Consider the following 17,509-nt stretch of genomic DNA (forward strand, 5'->3'; position numbering starts at 1 on the left):
TTTCATATAGATTATTGAAATTTTATCCACATTAAGGAAATCAATGACAAATGATCATCATTAACATGTTATAATTGCGATGTATACATTTAATTGTATTAGATGTATATGTGTAATACGTATGTTTAATAAAGTTAAATTAAACTGGGGAGGCTTTCGCTAATGGGCAAGAAAACAAGCAAAGCTAAAAAAATTTTCGGATTCGTGATCACCACAGCACTAGCAACTACAATGATGGTAGGCACAGCAAACGCACAAACAACTACGAATAACTATAAAGTAGCTGGCAATGCGAACACTGTATTTACAGATGTACCAAAGGACCACTGGTCAAAAACTGCTATTGATTACTTAGCAGCAGCAGGACTTTTTAACGGATATGGAAATGGCAAATTTGGTTTTGGGGATAATATTACTAGAGGCCAGGTAACTTCTTTAATCGCTCGTCATTTAGGTTTAACAGCAAACAATGAACAGAGCAATATGTTTAACGATATTAAAAATCATATGTTTGAAAAGGATATTAAAGCTATTGTACAGGCTGGAATTATGACAGGTGATGGAACAGGTGCTTTTCGTCCAGATGATGCATTAACTCGGTATGAAATGGCAGTAGTATTACAAAAAGCATTTCAATTACAATCAAAAGGCCAAAGTAACTTTAAAGATGTACCTCAAGATCATTGGGCCTATAAATTTGTAAATACGCTACGTAGTAACCGAATATCCTACGGTGATGAGGCAGGTAATTACAATGGCAACACGCTTGTGAAACGTGAGGAGTATGCACAATTTTTATATAATACATTAGCAAAAAACAGAGATTATAATTTCAACATCAATACAAAAGAAGAAATGAAACAAATGTTAACAACAGCTTTACAGAATGGGACGTTTGGTCCATTTAAATTAAATGCATTGGGTAAAGATATATCTGAGGTAAAAAAAGAATTTGGAGTGCCTGATGTTTGGAAGCAAGCACCATGTACAGAATGTGATGCACCTAATACAGCAGTATACGGAGATTATAATATTGACATGTACCCTTCGGACGCTAGATATATATGGGTAAAAATGGATATATCTATCAATGAATTAAAAGAGTGGTTTGGTGAACCAGATGGAATCGGAGAGGATATGACTAGTGAAGGCTTTATATATAATCGAGGAAGCTATTCTCTTTATTTCAGCTTCTCTGATGGTTATATTCAACGCGCTGAAATATCTAAAAGTGAACATCATTAATACGTTACAAGCAATATAAAATATATAAAGCATAAAAAAATCCTTCAAGAACGTACCTTTTCTTGAGGGATTTTATTTTTCCCTATCTATTTAACAAAATCCAAAGCTATAAAACTTCTACTGATTAAACTTTATTTTTCTTGGTGCTCCGCATTCCATTCACTTAAATACGTTGCATATTCTAGTTCATCTGGATCATCATATAACATAGAAATAAAGTGAAACTTTAATCAGTGGGGGTTTTCTTCATCCCCCACTGATTATCAGCCCTCACCAATCGGACTTTTATGGGCAGTTGATCCCCCACCTAACTTCTTTGCTTTCGCTGAATTTTGAGGTGGGGGTCTTACTGCCCATTAAAGCGGGATAAACTCTAATTTATTTCCATCACAGTCTAAAAAATATACGCTTGCAGCTGGCATCCACCTTTGAACAATTGGCTCTTCATTTCCTTTCCCCTGACTCCCTATCACCTCTATTCCACGCTCCTCTAACCACAATTTAGAAGTCTTTAAAAACTCTAAATCTACACGAAAAGCGAAGTGTTTCATCACAAAATCTTCATTAGCATGTACTTCCCATAATCCAAGCATTTGTTTTTTATTTTCTCCCACCCAAATGAAAGCAACTCGCCTTTTCGATAGCTTTTTTGCTAATGATAAACCTAATTTATTTTGATAGAAATTTATCGCCTTTTCTAAATTTCTTACATGTAAATGAGTTTCATATATGATTTGTATCATTATATTCATACCCCCTTTCATATTTTTATAATACAAATACATATATTTTAAATCATCCTACTTTTGTATAATTGTTCGTTCCTACAAAGGTATAAATATGTGTCTTTATAGTTCATGTCCCAGCGCCGAAATTCTATCCATTACGGACTTTTCAATTTACTTTTACATTTTTGTATAGCAAACCCTTCCGCATGAGCTTATTTTTTGTGAATTGTAAAAAAACCACCCAATTCAAATGAATTGGATGGCTCTATACCACAAAAAGAATTTGCTATTCGGATTACTTCAATTTCCCCTCAAAAACAATCTTTCTACCGCACGGTTCTACTTCTGTTTTGCCGTCTTTCTTCACTTCATGAAAGATTGGCTCTTCCATGCGACGAGACGGTGCGTAACCTTCTTGTTCCATGCGTGCTAAGCAGTCTGTAATTGTTTCGTTTTCGAGTACTTCAAATTTTTTCTTATTAGGTTGTTTTGTCATGCCCTAACCTACTTTCTATTTTTCTTGATGCGAATTGATTCTTCATGTAGATCATATATAACATTGCGAGAGTTCCTATTATAATCATAACCGCAATGAAAAAGCTTGTATACTGTATTTTTTCTATAAATAAGCCTCCTAATACAGGCCCCATAATACTTCCTAAACTAAAGGCGATTCCAGATAATATATTACCTGCTGGTAGTAAGTGTCTCGGTAATAAATCAGTCATAAATCCAAGTCCTAAAGAGAAACACGATCCAATGACCATACCAGCTAACAGCATACAAGCAAAGACAATCCAGTAATATTGATCAAATACTGCTGCAAGCAAGAAAATACCCGTACTTACACTGAACGTCCACGTCAATATACGGTCTCTTCCGTATTTATCACTCAATATACCGAGCGGAATTTGTGTAATGATGCCCCCAACTGCAAACGCTGGTAATAAGAAGGATACTTCTGAAACAGACCATCCTTTTCGAAGCGCGTATACTGGTAAGTTACTGTTTAACATTGCTTCCAGTACGCCATATGCAAGTGGTCCTAGTAACGCAATCCATCCTAATCCAACAACTTGTTTATAACGAGAAAATGATGATTCATTCTTCACTTCTCTTTCATCTTGCGCTGGGAATGCATTTTTCGTTGGGAGTAATAAAAGCCAACCGATTAAACAAAGTACCGTAGATATCATAAACGGCGTTGCAAGACCGTACTGAACAGTGCTCGCTAAATACGGACCAACGGCAAAACCAATTCCGAAGAATACACCGTATATCGATACTTGTCTCCCTATTTTACTCGGATCGGACGTTGTCGTGATCCACGTTTGCGTTCCGACATGAAGCATATGATCTCCGACTCCAACTAGAAATCTAAGGATAAACCATACCCAAAATGAAAATGTTTGTGTAAAAAAGAATAATGAAATAATAACGAGAAACCCACCAATAACAATTATCGGCTTCATTCCAAACTTCTGCATCGGTTTTTCAAGAAACGGCGAAATAACTAATATCCCAATGTATAATGCCGTCGCATGAATACCATTAATACTAGAACTAACCCCTTCTTGTTCAAAAATCATTGCAATGGCCGGTAAGAGCATACCTTGTGACAAACCCGAGATTGCTACAATCCCAACCATAATCCAAAAAGTAAAACGCATCGACATCCATTTCCCTCTCCTTCTCACGCTTTCCACTTCTCATTATAAACTGTTTCTTCAAATGCGTGTACGAATATTAGCAATAAAAAAGAAGCTAAAAGAATGGACATTTTAGCTTCTTACCTTATCCTTCCCACACTTGTGCCTTCACGTTATTATGGAATTGCTTAAAATACGGATGTTTATAAAAAGCAGTTTCATATACATAATGATGCGAATGAACAATTGGTGGCTGTTGTATTTGTAACGGAACTACAACTGGTGAAACTTGCATATACAGCGGAGCTATCATCACTTTTGTATATACATGATGATTATATGGCGAATGCGCAATTAAGAACGGATGATGCATTGATAATCTCCCCTTTTACTTACAATGTTATAGTATATGCAATACGTTTCATTTCGGGGATTATTTCTGTTCTAACCAATCCTCTACATGCTTTATAAACACATCTAAACAATCAATAAACGGTGAATGACCACAGTCTTCTAATACCTTCAACTCCGCATTCGGCAAATGTTGCGCTAACTCTTCACCGACTACTTGCGGTACGACGTAATCTCTGTCACCTTGTATGACGAGTGTAGGAGCTTTAATGCGATGAATTTGTTTATTTCCCTCTACAACTCCATTATGTTCATCTGAAATATTAAATGTAATGAGCGCATAATTCACATCTACGAAATTACGCTGCATTAACATATCATCTAAATACTTTTCATAACGATCTGGTTCAGGTTGATTATGTGTGTATATTAGTAGATTCCATACTGTGCGGTAATATAATTTATTCATATTTTTTATCGCGTCTAGTACTGGAGCAATTTGTACCGGATCTTGCGCGATTTCTTCTTTCGTCTTTACTAAACTTGATACGATCGGTTGCCCGTTAATATCTTTTTTAAAGATTGGGTACCCTTTCATCCCTACTGATTCTACTAAAATTAACTTTTCTACAAAATTCGGGTGATTTGCTGTAAATTGCATCGCAACACCACCGCCCATTGACCAACCCATTAATGAAAATTTCTCTAGTTTTAACCCGTCGATAAATAGTTTTACATCTTCAGCAAAGTCTTGTAATGAGTCTATCGACTGATTATAAGTCGATTTTCCAAATCCTCTTAAATCAAGAGCGTAAATATGATATTGATCCTGCAATTTTTCAATGACTAAATCCCAGTGTTGTGACGATGTCATGTTCCCATGAATGAGTACAAGAGTTTCTGTATTTCGCCTTCCAACTTCCTGATACGCAATGGTTTCTCCGTTCGATAGTGAAACAAACTCCATTGTTGTAGGCTTAATCATCACAAGTTCCCCCATTCTTTTCAATAGAAAGAAAATTCTTTGTTTAATTAAAGAATACCATGTAGAATATATGTTCTCAACATAAAACCTCTACGAAATTTTTACATAAATCAACATGTCTCTTACTAGACAATTATAATAAAAAAGTATATAGTTAGCTAGGTAACTAATTTGAAAGGATTAAACTATATGGACGAAAAACAACATTTTTTCCACATTGTCAGTCAAACTTCTCGAAAGTTTACGAAGAAGTTTAATGAACGCGTATCTCCAACTGGATTGTTTAGTGCACAATGGGCTGTAATTTTTCGCATTAATCAAACTGGATCTTGTACCCAAACAGAATTGTGCCAGTATTTAAATGTTGAATCGCCAACGATGACTCGTACGTTAACACGTATGGAAACGATGGGTTGGATTATTCGTACAGAAGGAAAAGATCGCCGCGAGAAGCTCATTTCTTTATCCGAAACAGCGATAAAAATGATTCCAGTATGGCAAGAAGAAGTTGATACTTTCGAAGAAAAAACGCTAGAAGGTATTAACGAAGATGATTTACATCAAGCATTTCAAGTGTTACAACAAATTATTAAAAACTTAGATTAAATTGGAGGGATGACGATGCAAAGTGAGAAACTTTGGACGAAGGATTTCCTCGGAACTTGTTTTAGTAGTCTATTTCTCTTTTTAACATTTTACATGCTTATGACTACTCTACCCGTCTATGTAATAGACGGCCTAAAAGGAAAACCTGAGGAAATTGGTTTAGTTGCAACTGTGTTTCTTATTTCTTCTGTTTTATGTAGACCATTCACAGGAAAATGGCTCGATGATTTAGGAAGAAAGAAAATATTATTTATTTCACTTTCATTATTTTTAGCCGCTACTGTTATGTATTTCGGTGCGCAAAGTTTATTTTTATTACTTGCCCTTCGCTTCTTACACGGCATTGGGTTCGGGATGGCAACAACTGCAACTGGTACGATTGTAACTGATGTAACACCAGCTCATAAACGTGGTGAAGCACTTGCTTATTACGGCGTATTTATGAGTCTGCCAATGGTAATTGGTCCTTTTTTAGGTTTAACAATTATTTCCCATTTTTCATTTACTGTACTATTTATTGTTTGTTCGGTATTTTCATTACTCGCATTTTTATTAGGATTAGTAGTGAATATTCCTCATGAAGAACCAGTAAGTAAACAAAAACGAGAAAAGATGAACTGGAAAGACTTAATTGAACCATCTTCTATTCCAATCGCTCTAACAGGATTTGTTTTAGCCTTTTCTTATAGTGGCATTTTATCCTTTATTCCTATTTATGCAAAAGAGCTCGGTTTAGGGACAGTTGCTAGTTACTTCTTTATTGTTTACGCACTCGTTGTTGTAATTTCTCGTCCATTTACAGGAAAAATCTTTGATCGTTTCGGTGAAAATGTACTTATTTATCCAGCTATTATCATCTTCACAATTGGAATGTTCGCTTTAAGTCAAGCGCAAACTCCGTTTTGGTTCCTAAGTGCAGGTGTATTAATCGGTTTAGGCTACGGAACATTAATTCCTAGCTTCCAAACGATTGCAATTTCTGCCGCTCCAAACCATCGACGCGGTTCTGCGACAGCTACTTACTACTCGTTCTTTGATAGTGGTATTGGCTTTGGTTCTTTCATTTTAGGTATCGTCGCTGCAAAATCAAGTTATCATAATATGTATTTTATCGCAGCTATTATCGTTGCGTTCACTTTACTTTTATATTATGGATTACACGGACGAAAACAAAAATTCAAGAAACAACGTACAGACGGACAAATATCCGCTTAACATAAATAAGGAAAGTAAACTTCCCCGTTTACTTTCCTTATTTTGTATTTCTTTCAATAGAAGCGTATACTTATAATAGAAATAAAAAGGAGGGACCTATATGAAACTAAAAAAATCTCCCCTACTCTTACTCATAATTACATTCATATTTGTAATTACAGGGCTCGGTTTCACTTACTTCAAACATAATAAAACAATCCCATCGAAAAATAACGTGACGAAAAAAAATTGGTTAGATGATCCGTACTTACGCTGGTCGTACACGCATATGAAAGAATTCACCTTAATTAACGAGGTAAATAATAACCCTAATCAAATTTCCCACTTCCCTACTGCATTGCAAAACTTAGACGACTTTGCTGTGGAACGTAGATTCGGAAATACAACTCCTCTAAAAAAACTTTTGGATGAAAACAAAACAGATGCTTTCGTCGTTGTACATAATGGACAACTTGTTTATGAACGATATTTCAATGGATATAAAGAGAGTGAACCTCATGGTATGGCATCGTTAGCAAAAGTATTTACCGGGGCAATTATACAATCTCTCGCTGAAGAAAACCGTATTGACTTAGAAAAAACAGCTGACACATATATAAAAGAATTAAAAAATACACCGTTCGGTAATGCCTCGCTGCAACAATTAATGGACATGCAAGTGTCTGTAGAGTACCCTACTCACGGATACGAACATCCAGCGTTAGAAAATCAAGATGCACAACTATATTTAGCGAGCAATATTTTACCCCGAGGTAAAAACTACGACGGTCCGATGAAAATTTATGATATGTTACGAGAAGCGGAAGAAACTGCACCACCTGGTTCCGATTTTTCTTACGATAACGGATCAGCAGAAACGCTCGCTTGGGTTATTCGAACTATAACTGGTAAATCATTAGCTGAAAATGTTAGCGAACGAATATGGTCTCAAATTGGTATGGAAGAAAACGCTTATTACGTAACCGATGAAACAAAAGTAGAACAAGCAAGCGCTGGCTTAAATGCAACTGCTAGAGATATGGCTAGATTTGGGCAATTACTACTAAATAACGGGGAATACAACGGAAAACAAATTCTCCCTTCTTCTATTACTGAAGATATAAAAAATGTCCGAGAAGGTGAACTTGCAGTTGGCCCTGGAGCTTCCATTTCTTATCATAATCAATGGTGGATTCCGCACAATGAACAAGGTGCTTTTGAAGTGTTAGGTAGTTACGGACAAACACTTTACATCGATCCGAAAGCAAATATGGTAATTGTCCACTTCTCTTCTAACGCTACGCCAAGTAATGAAATACATTCGGTTTACTCCAATATGTATATTGATATTGCACATCATTTAGAGAAGCTTCCACAGTAGTGGAAGCTTCTTCTTATTGCGGTGTTTTATTTGAAACCATTACCCTCATCAAGGTTATTCATAATGAAACTTTTTATTAACAATCCAATAATACGTTACGAAGAGTGTCAATAAGATCCATACTATAGTTAGTAATCCAGTAATTATTGCGTTTGAATTTACTCCCCCCGTGACTAACGTTTCCATTGCATACTTACTCATACTTGCTGGATTAAGCAAATCCATTATTGGATTCAAACCGACGATTACTCTACAGGCTAAAAGGAAAACAATTGAAATTAATGCAATAATACCTTGACTGTGAAAAATAGCACTTATCATTGTTGTGAAAGATACGATAAAAAGAACCCAAATTAGATAAAATAGTAATCCAGTAATTAGGTGCGCAAATGGAACGGCAGTAAAAAGAAAATTTACATATAGATAAGAAGTTACGTATCCAATTGTTACACTAAACGCTACCATTAAATAGTTTGACACTATTTTCCCACCTACATATGAAGTAACAGTAACCGGCCTTGTTAAAATAAAGGCCAACATACCATTTGCTTTATCGGTTTGAATTGCACCCATCATAGAAATCACTAGAATCATAAGTCCAAGCTGATCAAACTGGGATCCTAAAGTACTCGCTAATACTTCGCCTCCTTTTTGTGCTACCATACTTGGATCAATGGTAATTCCCTGTCCTCCTCCTAACGCTTCTAAAATTGATGGCAAATAATGAGTTACTATCGGTTGTGTTGCACCTAAAAATATAAAAACAATTGGTAGCCAAATGATCTTAAAATCACGTAACATTTGAACACATTCTTTTTTTATCAATACCATTGAGTTATTCATTTTTGCACCACCAATTTCAAGAAAATTTCTTCTAAAGTATCGTTGCTCATTTCAAATTTAACGATGTCCACTTTATGTTCGAGTGCATTTTGCAGTAACATATTTTTATTTATTTCGATACTTTGAACCTTAACTTTGATTTTAAGCCCAACCACTTCTACGTTCTTCACATAAGGTAATTTTTTTACAACTTCAATCCACTTTTGATCTTTAGTTGTTATTTCAATCATTAATTTATTTTCACTATTATGGTGTAAAAGCTCCGTAATCGTTGTATCTTCTATTTTTGTTCCATCTTTTATAATGACAAATCGTTCACAGATTTCTTCTGCATCGCTTAATATATGGGTTGACAATAAAATGGTTGTATCTTTTTTTATTTCTTCAATCAGATTCAATACTTCCCGCCGGCCGATCGGATCTAATGCGGATACCGGTTCATCCATGACAATAAGCGAAGGTTTATGCAATAATGCTTGCGCAATGCCAAGTCGTTGTTTCATTCCACCAGAAAATGTACTAACCTTTGCATTTTCTTCGCCCTTTAGTCCAACTTTCTCCAACATTTTTGGAATCGACTTTGACACTTCTTCTTTTTTCAATCCCGAAAGTTGGCCCATAAACGTAAGCGTTTCTCTCGCTGTCATCCAATGAAAAAAATTAGGATATTGAGGTAGATAACCAATTTCACTTTTCATTTTTGATATTTTTATCCCATTCAATAAAACTTCACCAGCAGTTGGATTAGTAATATCCGAAATTACTTTTATTAATGTGGATTTCCCTGCTCCGTTTGGTCCAATTAATCCGACGCATTCCCCCGCTTGCAGTTCCATCGAGAAATTATTGACAGCAATTTTTCCTTTAAATGATTTTGTTACATTTTTAATCTCTAATTTCATAATTTCTCACTGTCCTTTCTCCCTATAACAAAGTACAAAATAGGTCCCAATATATTAACGAAAAGAATAATAAACGTCCATACAAGTACATTTTTTCTTGTTTTTCTATGTCGGTATAGATCAATGAATGCAATGAAAACTAAAAGTGCCCCCACTGCAATAACTGGCAATATAATGGGTAGAAAAACCATAATATCAATGTCTTTAAGATCATTCAATCCATAATGTAGTTGCATTATTGTCATTCCTCCCTAAACTCATTATCATTATTGATAATGATAAAACATAAATGAATGAATTGCAAACATTATTCTCATTATTTATAATGAGAATAAAAATACATGATAAATAAGGTGAGCGAATGAGTAATAAAGTTGAAATTTTAATGCATCCGGTAAGAATGAAAATTTGCCAAGTGTTAATGAGAAATAAGGAAGATGGGCTAACACCATTAGAAATGGTAAAAATCATCAAAAATGTACCACAAGCAACACTATATAGACAGCTACAAACTATGGTTGATTCTGGTATCGTCCATGTAATTAAAGAAAAAAAGGTGAAATCTGTTTCTGAAAAATATTACGCAATTAATGAAGAAGATGCAAAAATTGAAGGAAGTGAATGGAAAGGCTTATCTGATGATGAAAAGTTAAACTACATTTCCTACTACCAGTTATCACTTATGACACAATATCAAAGCTATCTTAAGAAATTAGAAGAACAAAACAGTCAAGAAGATAAGGCTACTTTTTCTGTAGTAGAATTAAAGCTAAATGAGGAACACTTTGGAAAATTTCAAAATGAACTTAACGAATTAATGATTAAATACTACAATAGCCAAAGTAAAGACGACGAAATTGAGGCTCCGATTCGAACCATCGCTATTACAATTATTCCAGAAACGTGAACTCACTCAATATACATAATACAAGCCGATGCTTCCTTACCATAGGAAACACCGGCTATCTTCATTTTGACAATTTTTTTGACTTTTGCTGTATAGTTAGCGAAAAAAACTGATCTAGAAGCTGAAATGTTTTAGAATCTAGAATTCAAATGTACTTAAAGTTGCTATCTATATTACATGGATTCTCTTCTCATGTTAGTCTTATACGACGATCCACACTCTCTCCAAACACTTTTTAAAAAGAAGCATGGATAAACTAGTAAATATAAATTAGGGATCCACCAAGAAATATCAAAATCTAAACGGATTGCCCAAAATACTAGAGCTTGTAAACCTGAGCAAAAAGTTAAAATTAATGATAGGAACGCAAAGTGGCTCCAAATATGTTTTTGTTTAGAATACAAATACAAGCTTAAAAGTCCCGTTAACGAGATTAACAAATCCAAGGGTAAAAAAGACCAGTTCCATGCTACTAAAATAGGGTCTTGGTAATCTTTAAACAAATATTCTTGCGGAATCATATGAAAAATTGTTATGAGCCAATATACAACAAACCCAAGATCAGTAATAAGGAAAAAATACTTTAATCGATTCAATGTATACATTCCTCCACCATTTCTTTTTTCTTCGCTTCATGTGCCGCACTATTAAAATTTAAAATTACGACTCCAACTAAAATAAAAAGAATTGCTAGTATCTTAATTATATTGATACTTTCTCCAAAATAAACAAAACCAATTGTTGTAATCGTTACAATTCCCATACCTGACCAAACCGCATATGCAACGGACATCTCCATCCCTTTTAATGCAAATGAAAGAAACGAAAAACTTACTACATAAAATACAAAAATAAGAATGCTTGGTACAAGTTTTGTTAATCCATCAGATAGTTTCATCGCAGTTGTACCCGCTACTTCAAATAAAATTGCTAAGCATAAATAAATCCACTGCATTATTCTCCCACCTCCTATTTTGAATTAGAAATTCCGTACAGTAACATGTCCATAATAGATTCAAGCATACTTCCCAATGTATAATCACTTTTTTCAATAAACATAGGATCATATATGCGATTTAATGCCCCCAAATATACTTCAATAAAAAACGGAATTTGAATTTTTCTGATGCTTCCTTCTCTCATTCCCTCTTCTATTAAACCAATTACAGTAGACCAACCTTCACGTAAAAACTGATCTAATTTTAACCATTGATTATAATGCTGTTTTTTCAGTTCTACTAATAAACGTGCATCCATGAATGTAAATTGTTGTGGAATGCAAATTAAAATGAGTCTTATTTTTTCAACTGTTTGTAATGTACCGTCTTCAGCGATATCTTTTTCCTTTTCTTGAATACTTTCTATTACATTACAAATAACTTCATCTACTATTTCATCTTTTGAAGAGAAGTGCTCATAAATTGTCCTCTTACTCACAGCTAATTGTTTTGCTAAGTCACTAATTGTAAATGTAAACCCCTTCGTTTGAATTTGATGAATTGTTTCTGTTACTATTCTTTGTTTCATAACCCGCCTCCTAAACCATTGGTACCAATTTGGTTTTTTTGGTACCATTTCATTTTACAATATTTAACACAACCTATACAACAAATATTTTAAAATTTCTATTTTTTAATTCAAAACAGGTAAAACATGAGAGCGATGAGGATCATACCTGCATATTCAACAATCAAGTGAATGTATAAATAACACTGCTACATGAAGCCTTAAAAAAGTTAAATGCAGCTCTATAAGGCTATGTTGGCATATATTCTTTTTTAGCTTGATGAGTCTGGATAGAAAATATCAGTCACTGAGCACTAATAGTTTTTAATGAGTAACAAACAAAGGGTTATAAATTCAATAGTAGCCCTTTTTCCAAGTATCCTTTTTTCATATGATTCCTATAACAATTACAAAGCTGAATAATTATTGTTAAAGCTACTTGCTTCTGCTAAAAAACTATAGAAAAAGACACCCTTATACAAGTGTCTTTTCTACTCTCTTTAAAGAATTTATATCAACCTCATAAGTATTCCCATATGGTCTAAACGATGGACTCTCTTCCTTTGGCCCATAAAATAAATGACTTAAATTTCATAGACTAATAGAGTAAAATATAAATTGGAGAATTTTATTAAATACTCAAAATAAAGATACTACTCCATTAAGAGCTCGTTTATTTAGGAAACGTGTCTTTTTTTACTGGCTTTTTAAATAAGGTAAACGTGAAGAAGCATTATAAAAAGCAGGACAATAATATTAAATTAACTTCCATTCGAAGGAGTTTAAGCCTTGCATGAATGACTATAATGACTATTTAGTTGAGCAATCGATATGTTGTGCCGAAACGTCATTATATTAAAAAAAGGATCTCTCTTTATCAAGAGAGATCCTTTTTTTACTTCTTCTTCTTTTCTGTCGGTTGGCTTTGTTTAGCGAAATTAGATGAATCATCGAAATTCGGTTGCTTTTTACCAGCATTATTACTTCTACCTTTTCCCATATGTAATGCACCTCCTCTCGTCCTTACTATTCCCAATTCCCAATAGAAAAATCTTCTTGCATCCAGGAGGATTTTATTATTGTCTCTTATTAATAATGCCCAACTGTTCTCGTAGTACTTCTAACACTTCCGGTTCTGCCCTATTATTTTAGATAGTTTTAACCATATCGTTGATGGTAATTATCATGTTCAGCTTGATAAAGAATAGCTTACGAATGAATTTGATATTGGCCATGAATTAGTCATGTATTATGTATCACACTTTCTAAAAAACATAAAAAAACGCTATCCTTTCCTTTGTATTTACAGAAAGAATAGCGTTTTTTTCATTTTAATGGTATTACTTGATAGTGATGTGTATTCCTATGAAAGCTAATATACAAATAACATCAATAAACTTGTAACTATCCCGACCCAAATGCAGAGAATGAAACAATACCCCATAATATCTTTAATTTTCAGTCCCAACACTCCTAAAAGAGGTAGTGCCCAGAACGGCTGAATCAAATTTGTCCATGCGTCCCCCCAGCCTACCGCCATAGCGATAGTAGCTGGATCTACACCTAACTTCAATCCTGCCGGGACCTGTAATGGCCCTTGTAAAGCCCATTGTCCCCCGCCAGATGGTGCCAATAAGTTCACCAATCCCGCTGACCAATATGTAAATATATCAAATGTATCCTTTGACGCAATGGATGCCATCCATTCAATGATTGAGCTTCCCAATCCTGAACTACCTAAAACAGCGATAATCCCCGCATAAAATGGAAACTGTAGGATAATCGGAGAGATGGATTGCGCAGATTCTTTGAATCCTTGTGCAAAGTTGCCAAGAGAACCATGCAGGAGCAAACCAAGTGACAAGAAAAACAAATTAATGATATTTAAATCTAAACTACGACCGTTCATGAATTCATAAACACAATACAACGTGCCGATTGCACCTAATACTATTCCTAGAACCGGTGTCCATTCTAGTTTTTCCGCAATAGTTAAATTCTTTTGAGGAGGTTTTACAAAAGAATTTGTATCAGTTTCGGTTGCTTTATAGCTGATAATCCCACTTTTTGGAGCCATAAGTACAATAATAATTGGCATCGTGATGAATAGAGTGAAAAAAATAATTAGAGTAGAATAACTAAAGATTGTTTGTGAGGTAGGAATAATTCCAATCATATCTACAAGAAAATGATCCTTTGTGGCAATTGTCAGGCCAATAGAACTTGAAAGACCTGCGCTATATAAGGCTGTCGGAGCATAAGCAGCTGCTACAAGTAATGGAAAATGTGCATTCGGATTCTTTTTCGCTACTTCCTTCGCAATGATAGCTCCCACAACTACGGCTAGTCCCCAATTGATATAGTATGCAATTGCACTGATCAAAAATGTCATCGAATAAGCCTTTTGAGGTGTATCAGCTAACTTTGCAATAGACTGCAAGCCTCTATTGATAAACGGGACAGAAGCTAGCGTCATCCCTGTAACCATTAGCAATACCATTTGCATTGTAAACGTTAAATAAGTCCAAAATCCATCCCCCCAAGATTTTACGATTTTGTACGGATTTGAGGGATTCATCAACAAAGCTATAATGAAAGTAAATAAAGTGAGCAGCACAGCAATAACAAAGGCATCTGGGACATATTTCTGAGACCATCTCGAAAATACATTTGCACACCGTGTAAGCAATGATTCTTTCTTTCCTGGTTCTGGATTTGTCTCTAATAAGGAATGTTTCATAAATATTCTCCTTTCTAAATTTTAATAAGATAAATATAAATAACATTCCACAAAAGAAAATAAAATCCTTTTACACTTGCTGCACACCAATCAACTAGATCTACATTCGAATATCTAAATACCGTTACTTTCAATCTCTCAAATACGTTTATGTTACTATTGGATATTTCATCTCCTATTCCTTTGCTAAATGCCATTTAATGATATGTCCAGCGTGTGTAAGACCTCCTCCAAACCCATAGAGTAAGAGAGTGTCCCCTTTTTTCACCTTTCCTTCATTCATACCTATGTCTAATGCTAATGGAATAGAGACAGAAGAAGTATTTCCCATGTATGTTACACTTGTTAACGTTTTATCCAGTGGGAAACCTGATTTTTCACATATAGATTCAATCATTCGTAAATTAGCACTATGTGGAACAAACCAGTTCACCTCTTCCAGTTGTAACTCTGCTTGACATAACAATTCTTTAATACCAATTGGTAGTGTCCGTGCTGCCCACTTATATACTTCTCTTCCATTTTGAACTATCTTCTCATGTGTTCTTAAAGGATTTCCAAACATGGTAGTAGATAAATTTTTACGATATACATGCATATCTCCTTCCCCATTTGTCCCAATATGGGTAGCTATAAAGCTAGACTCTTCTTCATCTTTCTCTACTAAAACAGCTGCGGCTCCATCTCCAAATAAGATACATGTAGTTCGATTTGTATAGTCTGTAATCTTAGATAAGGTTTCTGTCGTTACAATTAAAATCTTACGATGAAGGCCAGATGTAATCCATATGTAAAACCAGCACAAGTCGCATTGAAATCAACAGCACCTGTATGTTGAATATTAAAATACTCTTGTATTTGGCAGGCTACACTTGGAAAAGTGTAGTCAGGCGTAGTTGTTGAAACGAGAATACAATCCACGTCGACAAGACTTTTATGATAACGTTCCACTAAGTTTTCAATAGCTTTAAAAGCTAATGTAGAGGCATATTCGTTATCACCAGTAATTCTTCTTTCCTTCATCCCAGTTCTTTGTACAATCCATGCATCATTTGTATCTACTAATTTTTCTAAATCATCATTGGTCAGCTTTTTTTCAGGTACATAGGTACCAATAGCTGTAATTCTTGCTTTTGATTGCATACATTTATCCCCCTTTACTATTTTTACACTTAGTTATATAATCAAATAATAGTACTAGGTACTAATAATTATCAATATTCAACAAATAGAAGAAATTATTCCCCATCGTTATCCCCTTTTATTAATTGATCGGATCATTGAAGTAGAAGAAGGAAAGCGTGCAGTTTAGATCCAAAATGTTGTAACTAATGAAGGATTTTTCATCAGTTATTTTTCTGACTATTCAGTCACACTCAACGTCCTTACTGTAGATGCCCTTTTAACATGAATAAATAAGTAGAAGTTTATTGAAAAATTTTCTGGAGAAGAACAATGCTAAAACCCTGTATTGATGTAGAAAAAAGAAATTCAGAATAATATAAAGGGAGAAGAGTGATGATTGATATTTTAAAGATTTTTGCGGCCTTAGTTTTGGGGTACCTTTTAGGAAGCCTTAATACAGCGGTGATTGTAGGGGAAATATACGGCAAGGACATAAGAAGCCATGGAAGCAAAAGCGCCGGGCTTACCAATACTCTGAGGGTACTTGGGAAATCTGCTGCGGTGTTTGTTCTTGCGGGAGATATATTAAAAGGGGTAATTGCCTGTTATATAGGCTTGTTCCTTAGCGTTTACTTTTATTCGGGAGAGACTAAAGATTGCGTAAGCCTTTTAGCGGCGGGCGCAGGAGCGGTTATAGGGCATAACTGGCCGGTATATTTTGGGTTTAAAGGAGGCAAGGGAGCACTTACAGCAGTGGCTGTACTGTTTATGGTTGACTGGGTTATGGCCCTTTTATGCCTTGGCTTTTTTGTGATAATAGTAGCTTTAACCCGTTATGTCTCTTTAGGTACAATATGTGCTACATTGCTTGTTGCGGTCATTTCATTTATTCCTGTTTTTGGGAATACCTTATATTTTTATATATTTGCATTCCTAATGGCATTTATGGTTATTTTCAGGCATATGGAAAATATACAAAGGCTGCTTTTAGGAACAGAAAACAAACTTATTTTTCCACGGCGTTGAGCATGTCGTCAAAATAGAAAAAAATTGGGGTTAGTTAACCGTTTAAGGGGGACGGCAACGATTCTTTACTTTTGGAGCCACTCAAGAAAAATGCACTTTATAATCCTATTTTTGGTATATCTCCTACCTTAGTAGCAATAAAGGGTTAATATAAGTCATCACATCATGCGTAAATATTAACGTACACATTGAATAGAAGAAATCAAAAAATACATTATCCTTTCCTATGATTCTACAGAAAGAATAGCGTATTTTTTATTTTAGGGGGATATGAAAGTATTAGCTTGATGGTTATGTGGTACTACCCCACATCCATCAACT

Annotated in this window: 17 protein-coding genes and 4 pseudogenes; 7 read left to right on the forward strand and 14 right to left on the reverse strand. The window is 34.7% G+C overall.

From position 1 onward, the window contains the following. Positions 1 to 162: 162 nt before the first annotated feature. The gene (locus DN410_RS27035) at positions 163 to 1,245 is read left to right on the forward strand and encodes an S-layer homology domain-containing protein (RefSeq protein WP_149178757.1); all 1,083 of its coding nucleotides are present in this window, start codon (positions 163 to 165) and stop codon (positions 1,243 to 1,245) included. A gap of 359 nt (positions 1,246 to 1,604) precedes the next feature. Here DN410_RS27035 and DN410_RS27045 read toward each other — a convergent pair. The 5 genes and pseudogenes from DN410_RS27045 to phaZ form a co-directional block, all read right to left on the reverse strand. Then, positions 1,605 to 1,988 (reverse strand): annotated as a pseudogene (locus tag DN410_RS27045) (VOC family protein); the annotation flags it as partial. 280 nt (positions 1,989 to 2,268) lie between these two features. After that, positions 2,269 to 2,469: an NETI motif-containing protein gene (locus DN410_RS27050; RefSeq protein WP_000166302.1), complete on the reverse strand. Its 201-nt coding sequence runs from the start codon at positions 2,467 to 2,469 to the stop codon at positions 2,269 to 2,271. Next, complete coding sequence (locus DN410_RS27055; protein WP_149178758.1) at positions 2,453 to 3,649, reverse strand: MFS transporter; 1,197 nt, start codon at positions 3,647 to 3,649, stop codon at positions 2,453 to 2,455. Before DN410_RS27055 ends, DN410_RS27050 begins: the two co-directional genes overlap by 17 nt. A 118-nt stretch (positions 3,650 to 3,767) precedes the next feature. Then, entirely contained in the window at positions 3,768 to 3,995 is a 228-nt protein-coding gene (locus DN410_RS27060; protein ID WP_149178759.1) for a hypothetical protein, read from the reverse strand. Positions 3,996 to 4,055: 60 nt separating this feature from the next. Further along, positions 4,056 to 4,958 carry an intracellular short-chain-length polyhydroxyalkanoate depolymerase gene (gene phaZ / locus DN410_RS27065; protein ID WP_149178760.1) on the reverse strand — a complete coding sequence of 301 codons (903 nt, stop codon included), beginning with the start codon at positions 4,956 to 4,958 and terminating at the stop codon, positions 4,056 to 4,058. Between the two features lie 189 nt (positions 4,959 to 5,147). Between phaZ and DN410_RS27070 the strand changes: the two genes are divergently transcribed. The 3 genes from DN410_RS27070 to DN410_RS27080 all read left to right on the forward strand — a co-directional run bounded on the left by DN410_RS27070 (position 5,148) and on the right by DN410_RS27080 (position 8,139). Beyond that, positions 5,148 to 5,564, forward strand: a complete 417-nt coding sequence (locus DN410_RS27070) for a MarR family winged helix-turn-helix transcriptional regulator (protein ID WP_000343680.1) — start codon at positions 5,148 to 5,150, stop codon at positions 5,562 to 5,564. A gap of 15 nt (positions 5,565 to 5,579) precedes the next feature. Further along, positions 5,580 to 6,779: an MFS transporter gene (locus DN410_RS27075; RefSeq protein ID WP_149178761.1), complete on the forward strand. Its 1,200-nt coding sequence runs from the start codon at positions 5,580 to 5,582 to the stop codon at positions 6,777 to 6,779. A gap of 100 nt (positions 6,780 to 6,879) precedes the next feature. Further along, positions 6,880 to 8,139, forward strand: coding sequence for a serine hydrolase domain-containing protein (locus DN410_RS27080; RefSeq protein WP_149178762.1), 1,260 nt, complete (start codon positions 6,880 to 6,882; stop codon positions 8,137 to 8,139). Positions 8,140 to 8,193: 54 nt separating this feature from the next. On the opposite strand, the gene DN410_RS27085 is transcribed toward DN410_RS27080, so the two are convergent. The 3 genes from DN410_RS27085 to DN410_RS27095 are packed head-to-tail and all read right to left on the reverse strand — an operon-like array spanning position 8,194 to position 10,120. After that, a complete protein-coding gene (locus tag DN410_RS27085) occupies positions 8,194 to 8,982 on the reverse strand; it encodes an ABC transporter permease subunit (protein WP_149178763.1) in 789 nt (262 codons plus the stop codon). Then, complete coding sequence (locus DN410_RS27090; protein ID WP_149178764.1) at positions 8,979 to 9,884, reverse strand: ABC transporter ATP-binding protein; 906 nt, start codon at positions 9,882 to 9,884, stop codon at positions 8,979 to 8,981. Before DN410_RS27090 ends, DN410_RS27085 begins: the two co-directional genes overlap by 4 nt. Further along, positions 9,881 to 10,120 carry a PLD nuclease N-terminal domain-containing protein gene (locus DN410_RS27095; RefSeq protein ID WP_149178765.1) on the reverse strand — a complete coding sequence of 80 codons (240 nt, stop codon included), beginning with the start codon at positions 10,118 to 10,120 and terminating at the stop codon, positions 9,881 to 9,883. Before DN410_RS27095 ends, DN410_RS27090 begins: the two co-directional genes overlap by 4 nt. Positions 10,121 to 10,245: 125 nt before the next feature. On the opposite strand from DN410_RS27095, the gene DN410_RS27100 reads away from it, so the two are divergent. Next, positions 10,246 to 10,791, forward strand: coding sequence for a transcriptional regulator (locus DN410_RS27100; RefSeq protein ID WP_149178766.1), 546 nt, complete (start codon positions 10,246 to 10,248; stop codon positions 10,789 to 10,791). Between the two features lie 173 nt (positions 10,792 to 10,964). On the opposite strand, the gene DN410_RS27105 is transcribed toward DN410_RS27100, so the two are convergent. From DN410_RS27105 to DN410_RS27125, 6 genes and pseudogenes are all read right to left on the reverse strand, one after another. After that, a complete protein-coding gene (locus DN410_RS27105) occupies positions 10,965 to 11,387 on the reverse strand; it encodes a YvaD family protein (protein WP_149178767.1) in 423 nt (140 codons plus the stop codon). Continuing rightward, positions 11,384 to 11,746 (reverse strand): DMT family transporter, encoded by a 363-nt coding sequence (locus DN410_RS27110; protein ID WP_149178768.1) that lies wholly within the window; start codon positions 11,744 to 11,746, stop codon positions 11,384 to 11,386. Before DN410_RS27110 ends, DN410_RS27105 begins: the two co-directional genes overlap by 4 nt. 14 nt (positions 11,747 to 11,760) lie before the next feature. Continuing rightward, entirely contained in the window at positions 11,761 to 12,318 is a 558-nt protein-coding gene (locus DN410_RS27115; protein WP_149178769.1) for a TetR/AcrR family transcriptional regulator, read from the reverse strand. Between the two features lie 453 nt (positions 12,319 to 12,771). Continuing rightward, positions 12,772 to 12,888, reverse strand: a pseudogene (locus tag DN410_RS28945) (DUF7225 domain-containing protein); the annotation flags it as partial. Positions 12,889 to 13,669: 781 nt separating this feature from the next. Beyond that, positions 13,670 to 15,037, reverse strand: a complete 1,368-nt coding sequence (locus tag DN410_RS27120) for a short-chain fatty acid transporter (protein WP_149178770.1) — start codon at positions 15,035 to 15,037, stop codon at positions 13,670 to 13,672. A gap of 175 nt (positions 15,038 to 15,212) precedes the next feature. Next, positions 15,213 to 16,180, reverse strand: a pseudogene (locus tag DN410_RS27125) (beta-ketoacyl-ACP synthase 3). Between the two features lie 67 nt (positions 16,181 to 16,247). Between DN410_RS27125 and DN410_RS28650 the strand changes: the two are divergent. Next, positions 16,248 to 16,439, forward strand: a pseudogene (locus DN410_RS28650) (hotdog family protein); the annotation flags it as partial. Positions 16,440 to 16,555: 116 nt separating this feature from the next. Continuing rightward, positions 16,556 to 17,188 (forward strand): glycerol-3-phosphate 1-O-acyltransferase PlsY, encoded by a 633-nt coding sequence (gene plsY, locus DN410_RS27135; protein WP_149178771.1) that lies wholly within the window; start codon positions 16,556 to 16,558, stop codon positions 17,186 to 17,188. Positions 17,189 to 17,509 lie beyond the last annotated feature (321 nt).

Source organism: Bacillus sp. SH5-2, assembly GCF_008368905.1.
Classification (GTDB): domain Bacteria; phylum Bacillota; class Bacilli; order Bacillales; family Bacillaceae_G; genus Bacillus_A; species Bacillus_A luti.

What these genes read in the sequence shown, in the direction of transcription:
- DN410_RS27035 (WP_149178757.1), top strand. Translation starts at nt 163, where the DNA reads ATGGGCAAGAAAACAAGCAAAGCTAAAAAAATTTTCGGATTCGTGATC.
- DN410_RS27050 (WP_000166302.1), bottom strand. Translation starts at nt 2,469, where the DNA reads ATGACAAAACAACCTAATAAGAAAAAATTTGAAGTACTCGAAAACGAA.
- DN410_RS27055 (WP_149178758.1), bottom strand. Translation starts at nt 3,649, where the DNA reads ATGTCGATGCGTTTTACTTTTTGGATTATGGTTGGGATTGTAGCAATC.
- DN410_RS27060 (WP_149178759.1), bottom strand. Translation starts at nt 3,995, where the DNA reads ATGCATCATCCGTTCTTAATTGCGCATTCGCCATATAATCATCATGTA.
- phaZ (WP_149178760.1), bottom strand. Translation starts at nt 4,958, where the DNA reads ATGATTAAGCCTACAACAATGGAGTTTGTTTCACTATCGAACGGAGAA.
- DN410_RS27070 (WP_000343680.1), top strand. Translation starts at nt 5,148, where the DNA reads ATGGACGAAAAACAACATTTTTTCCACATTGTCAGTCAAACTTCTCGA.
- DN410_RS27075 (WP_149178761.1), top strand. Translation starts at nt 5,580, where the DNA reads ATGCAAAGTGAGAAACTTTGGACGAAGGATTTCCTCGGAACTTGTTTT.
- DN410_RS27080 (WP_149178762.1), top strand. Translation starts at nt 6,880, where the DNA reads ATGAAACTAAAAAAATCTCCCCTACTCTTACTCATAATTACATTCATA.
- DN410_RS27085 (WP_149178763.1), bottom strand. Translation starts at nt 8,982, where the DNA reads ATGAATAACTCAATGGTATTGATAAAAAAAGAATGTGTTCAAATGTTA.
- DN410_RS27090 (WP_149178764.1), bottom strand. Translation starts at nt 9,884, where the DNA reads ATGAAATTAGAGATTAAAAATGTAACAAAATCATTTAAAGGAAAAATT.
- DN410_RS27095 (WP_149178765.1), bottom strand. Translation starts at nt 10,120, where the DNA reads ATGCAACTACATTATGGATTGAATGATCTTAAAGACATTGATATTATG.
- DN410_RS27100 (WP_149178766.1), top strand. Translation starts at nt 10,246, where the DNA reads ATGAGTAATAAAGTTGAAATTTTAATGCATCCGGTAAGAATGAAAATT.
- DN410_RS27110 (WP_149178768.1), bottom strand. Translation starts at nt 11,746, where the DNA reads ATGCAGTGGATTTATTTATGCTTAGCAATTTTATTTGAAGTAGCGGGT.
- DN410_RS27115 (WP_149178769.1), bottom strand. Translation starts at nt 12,318, where the DNA reads ATGAAACAAAGAATAGTAACAGAAACAATTCATCAAATTCAAACGAAG.
- DN410_RS27120 (WP_149178770.1), bottom strand. Translation starts at nt 15,037, where the DNA reads ATGAAACATTCCTTATTAGAGACAAATCCAGAACCAGGAAAGAAAGAA.
- plsY (WP_149178771.1), top strand. Translation starts at nt 16,556, where the DNA reads ATGATTGATATTTTAAAGATTTTTGCGGCCTTAGTTTTGGGGTACCTT.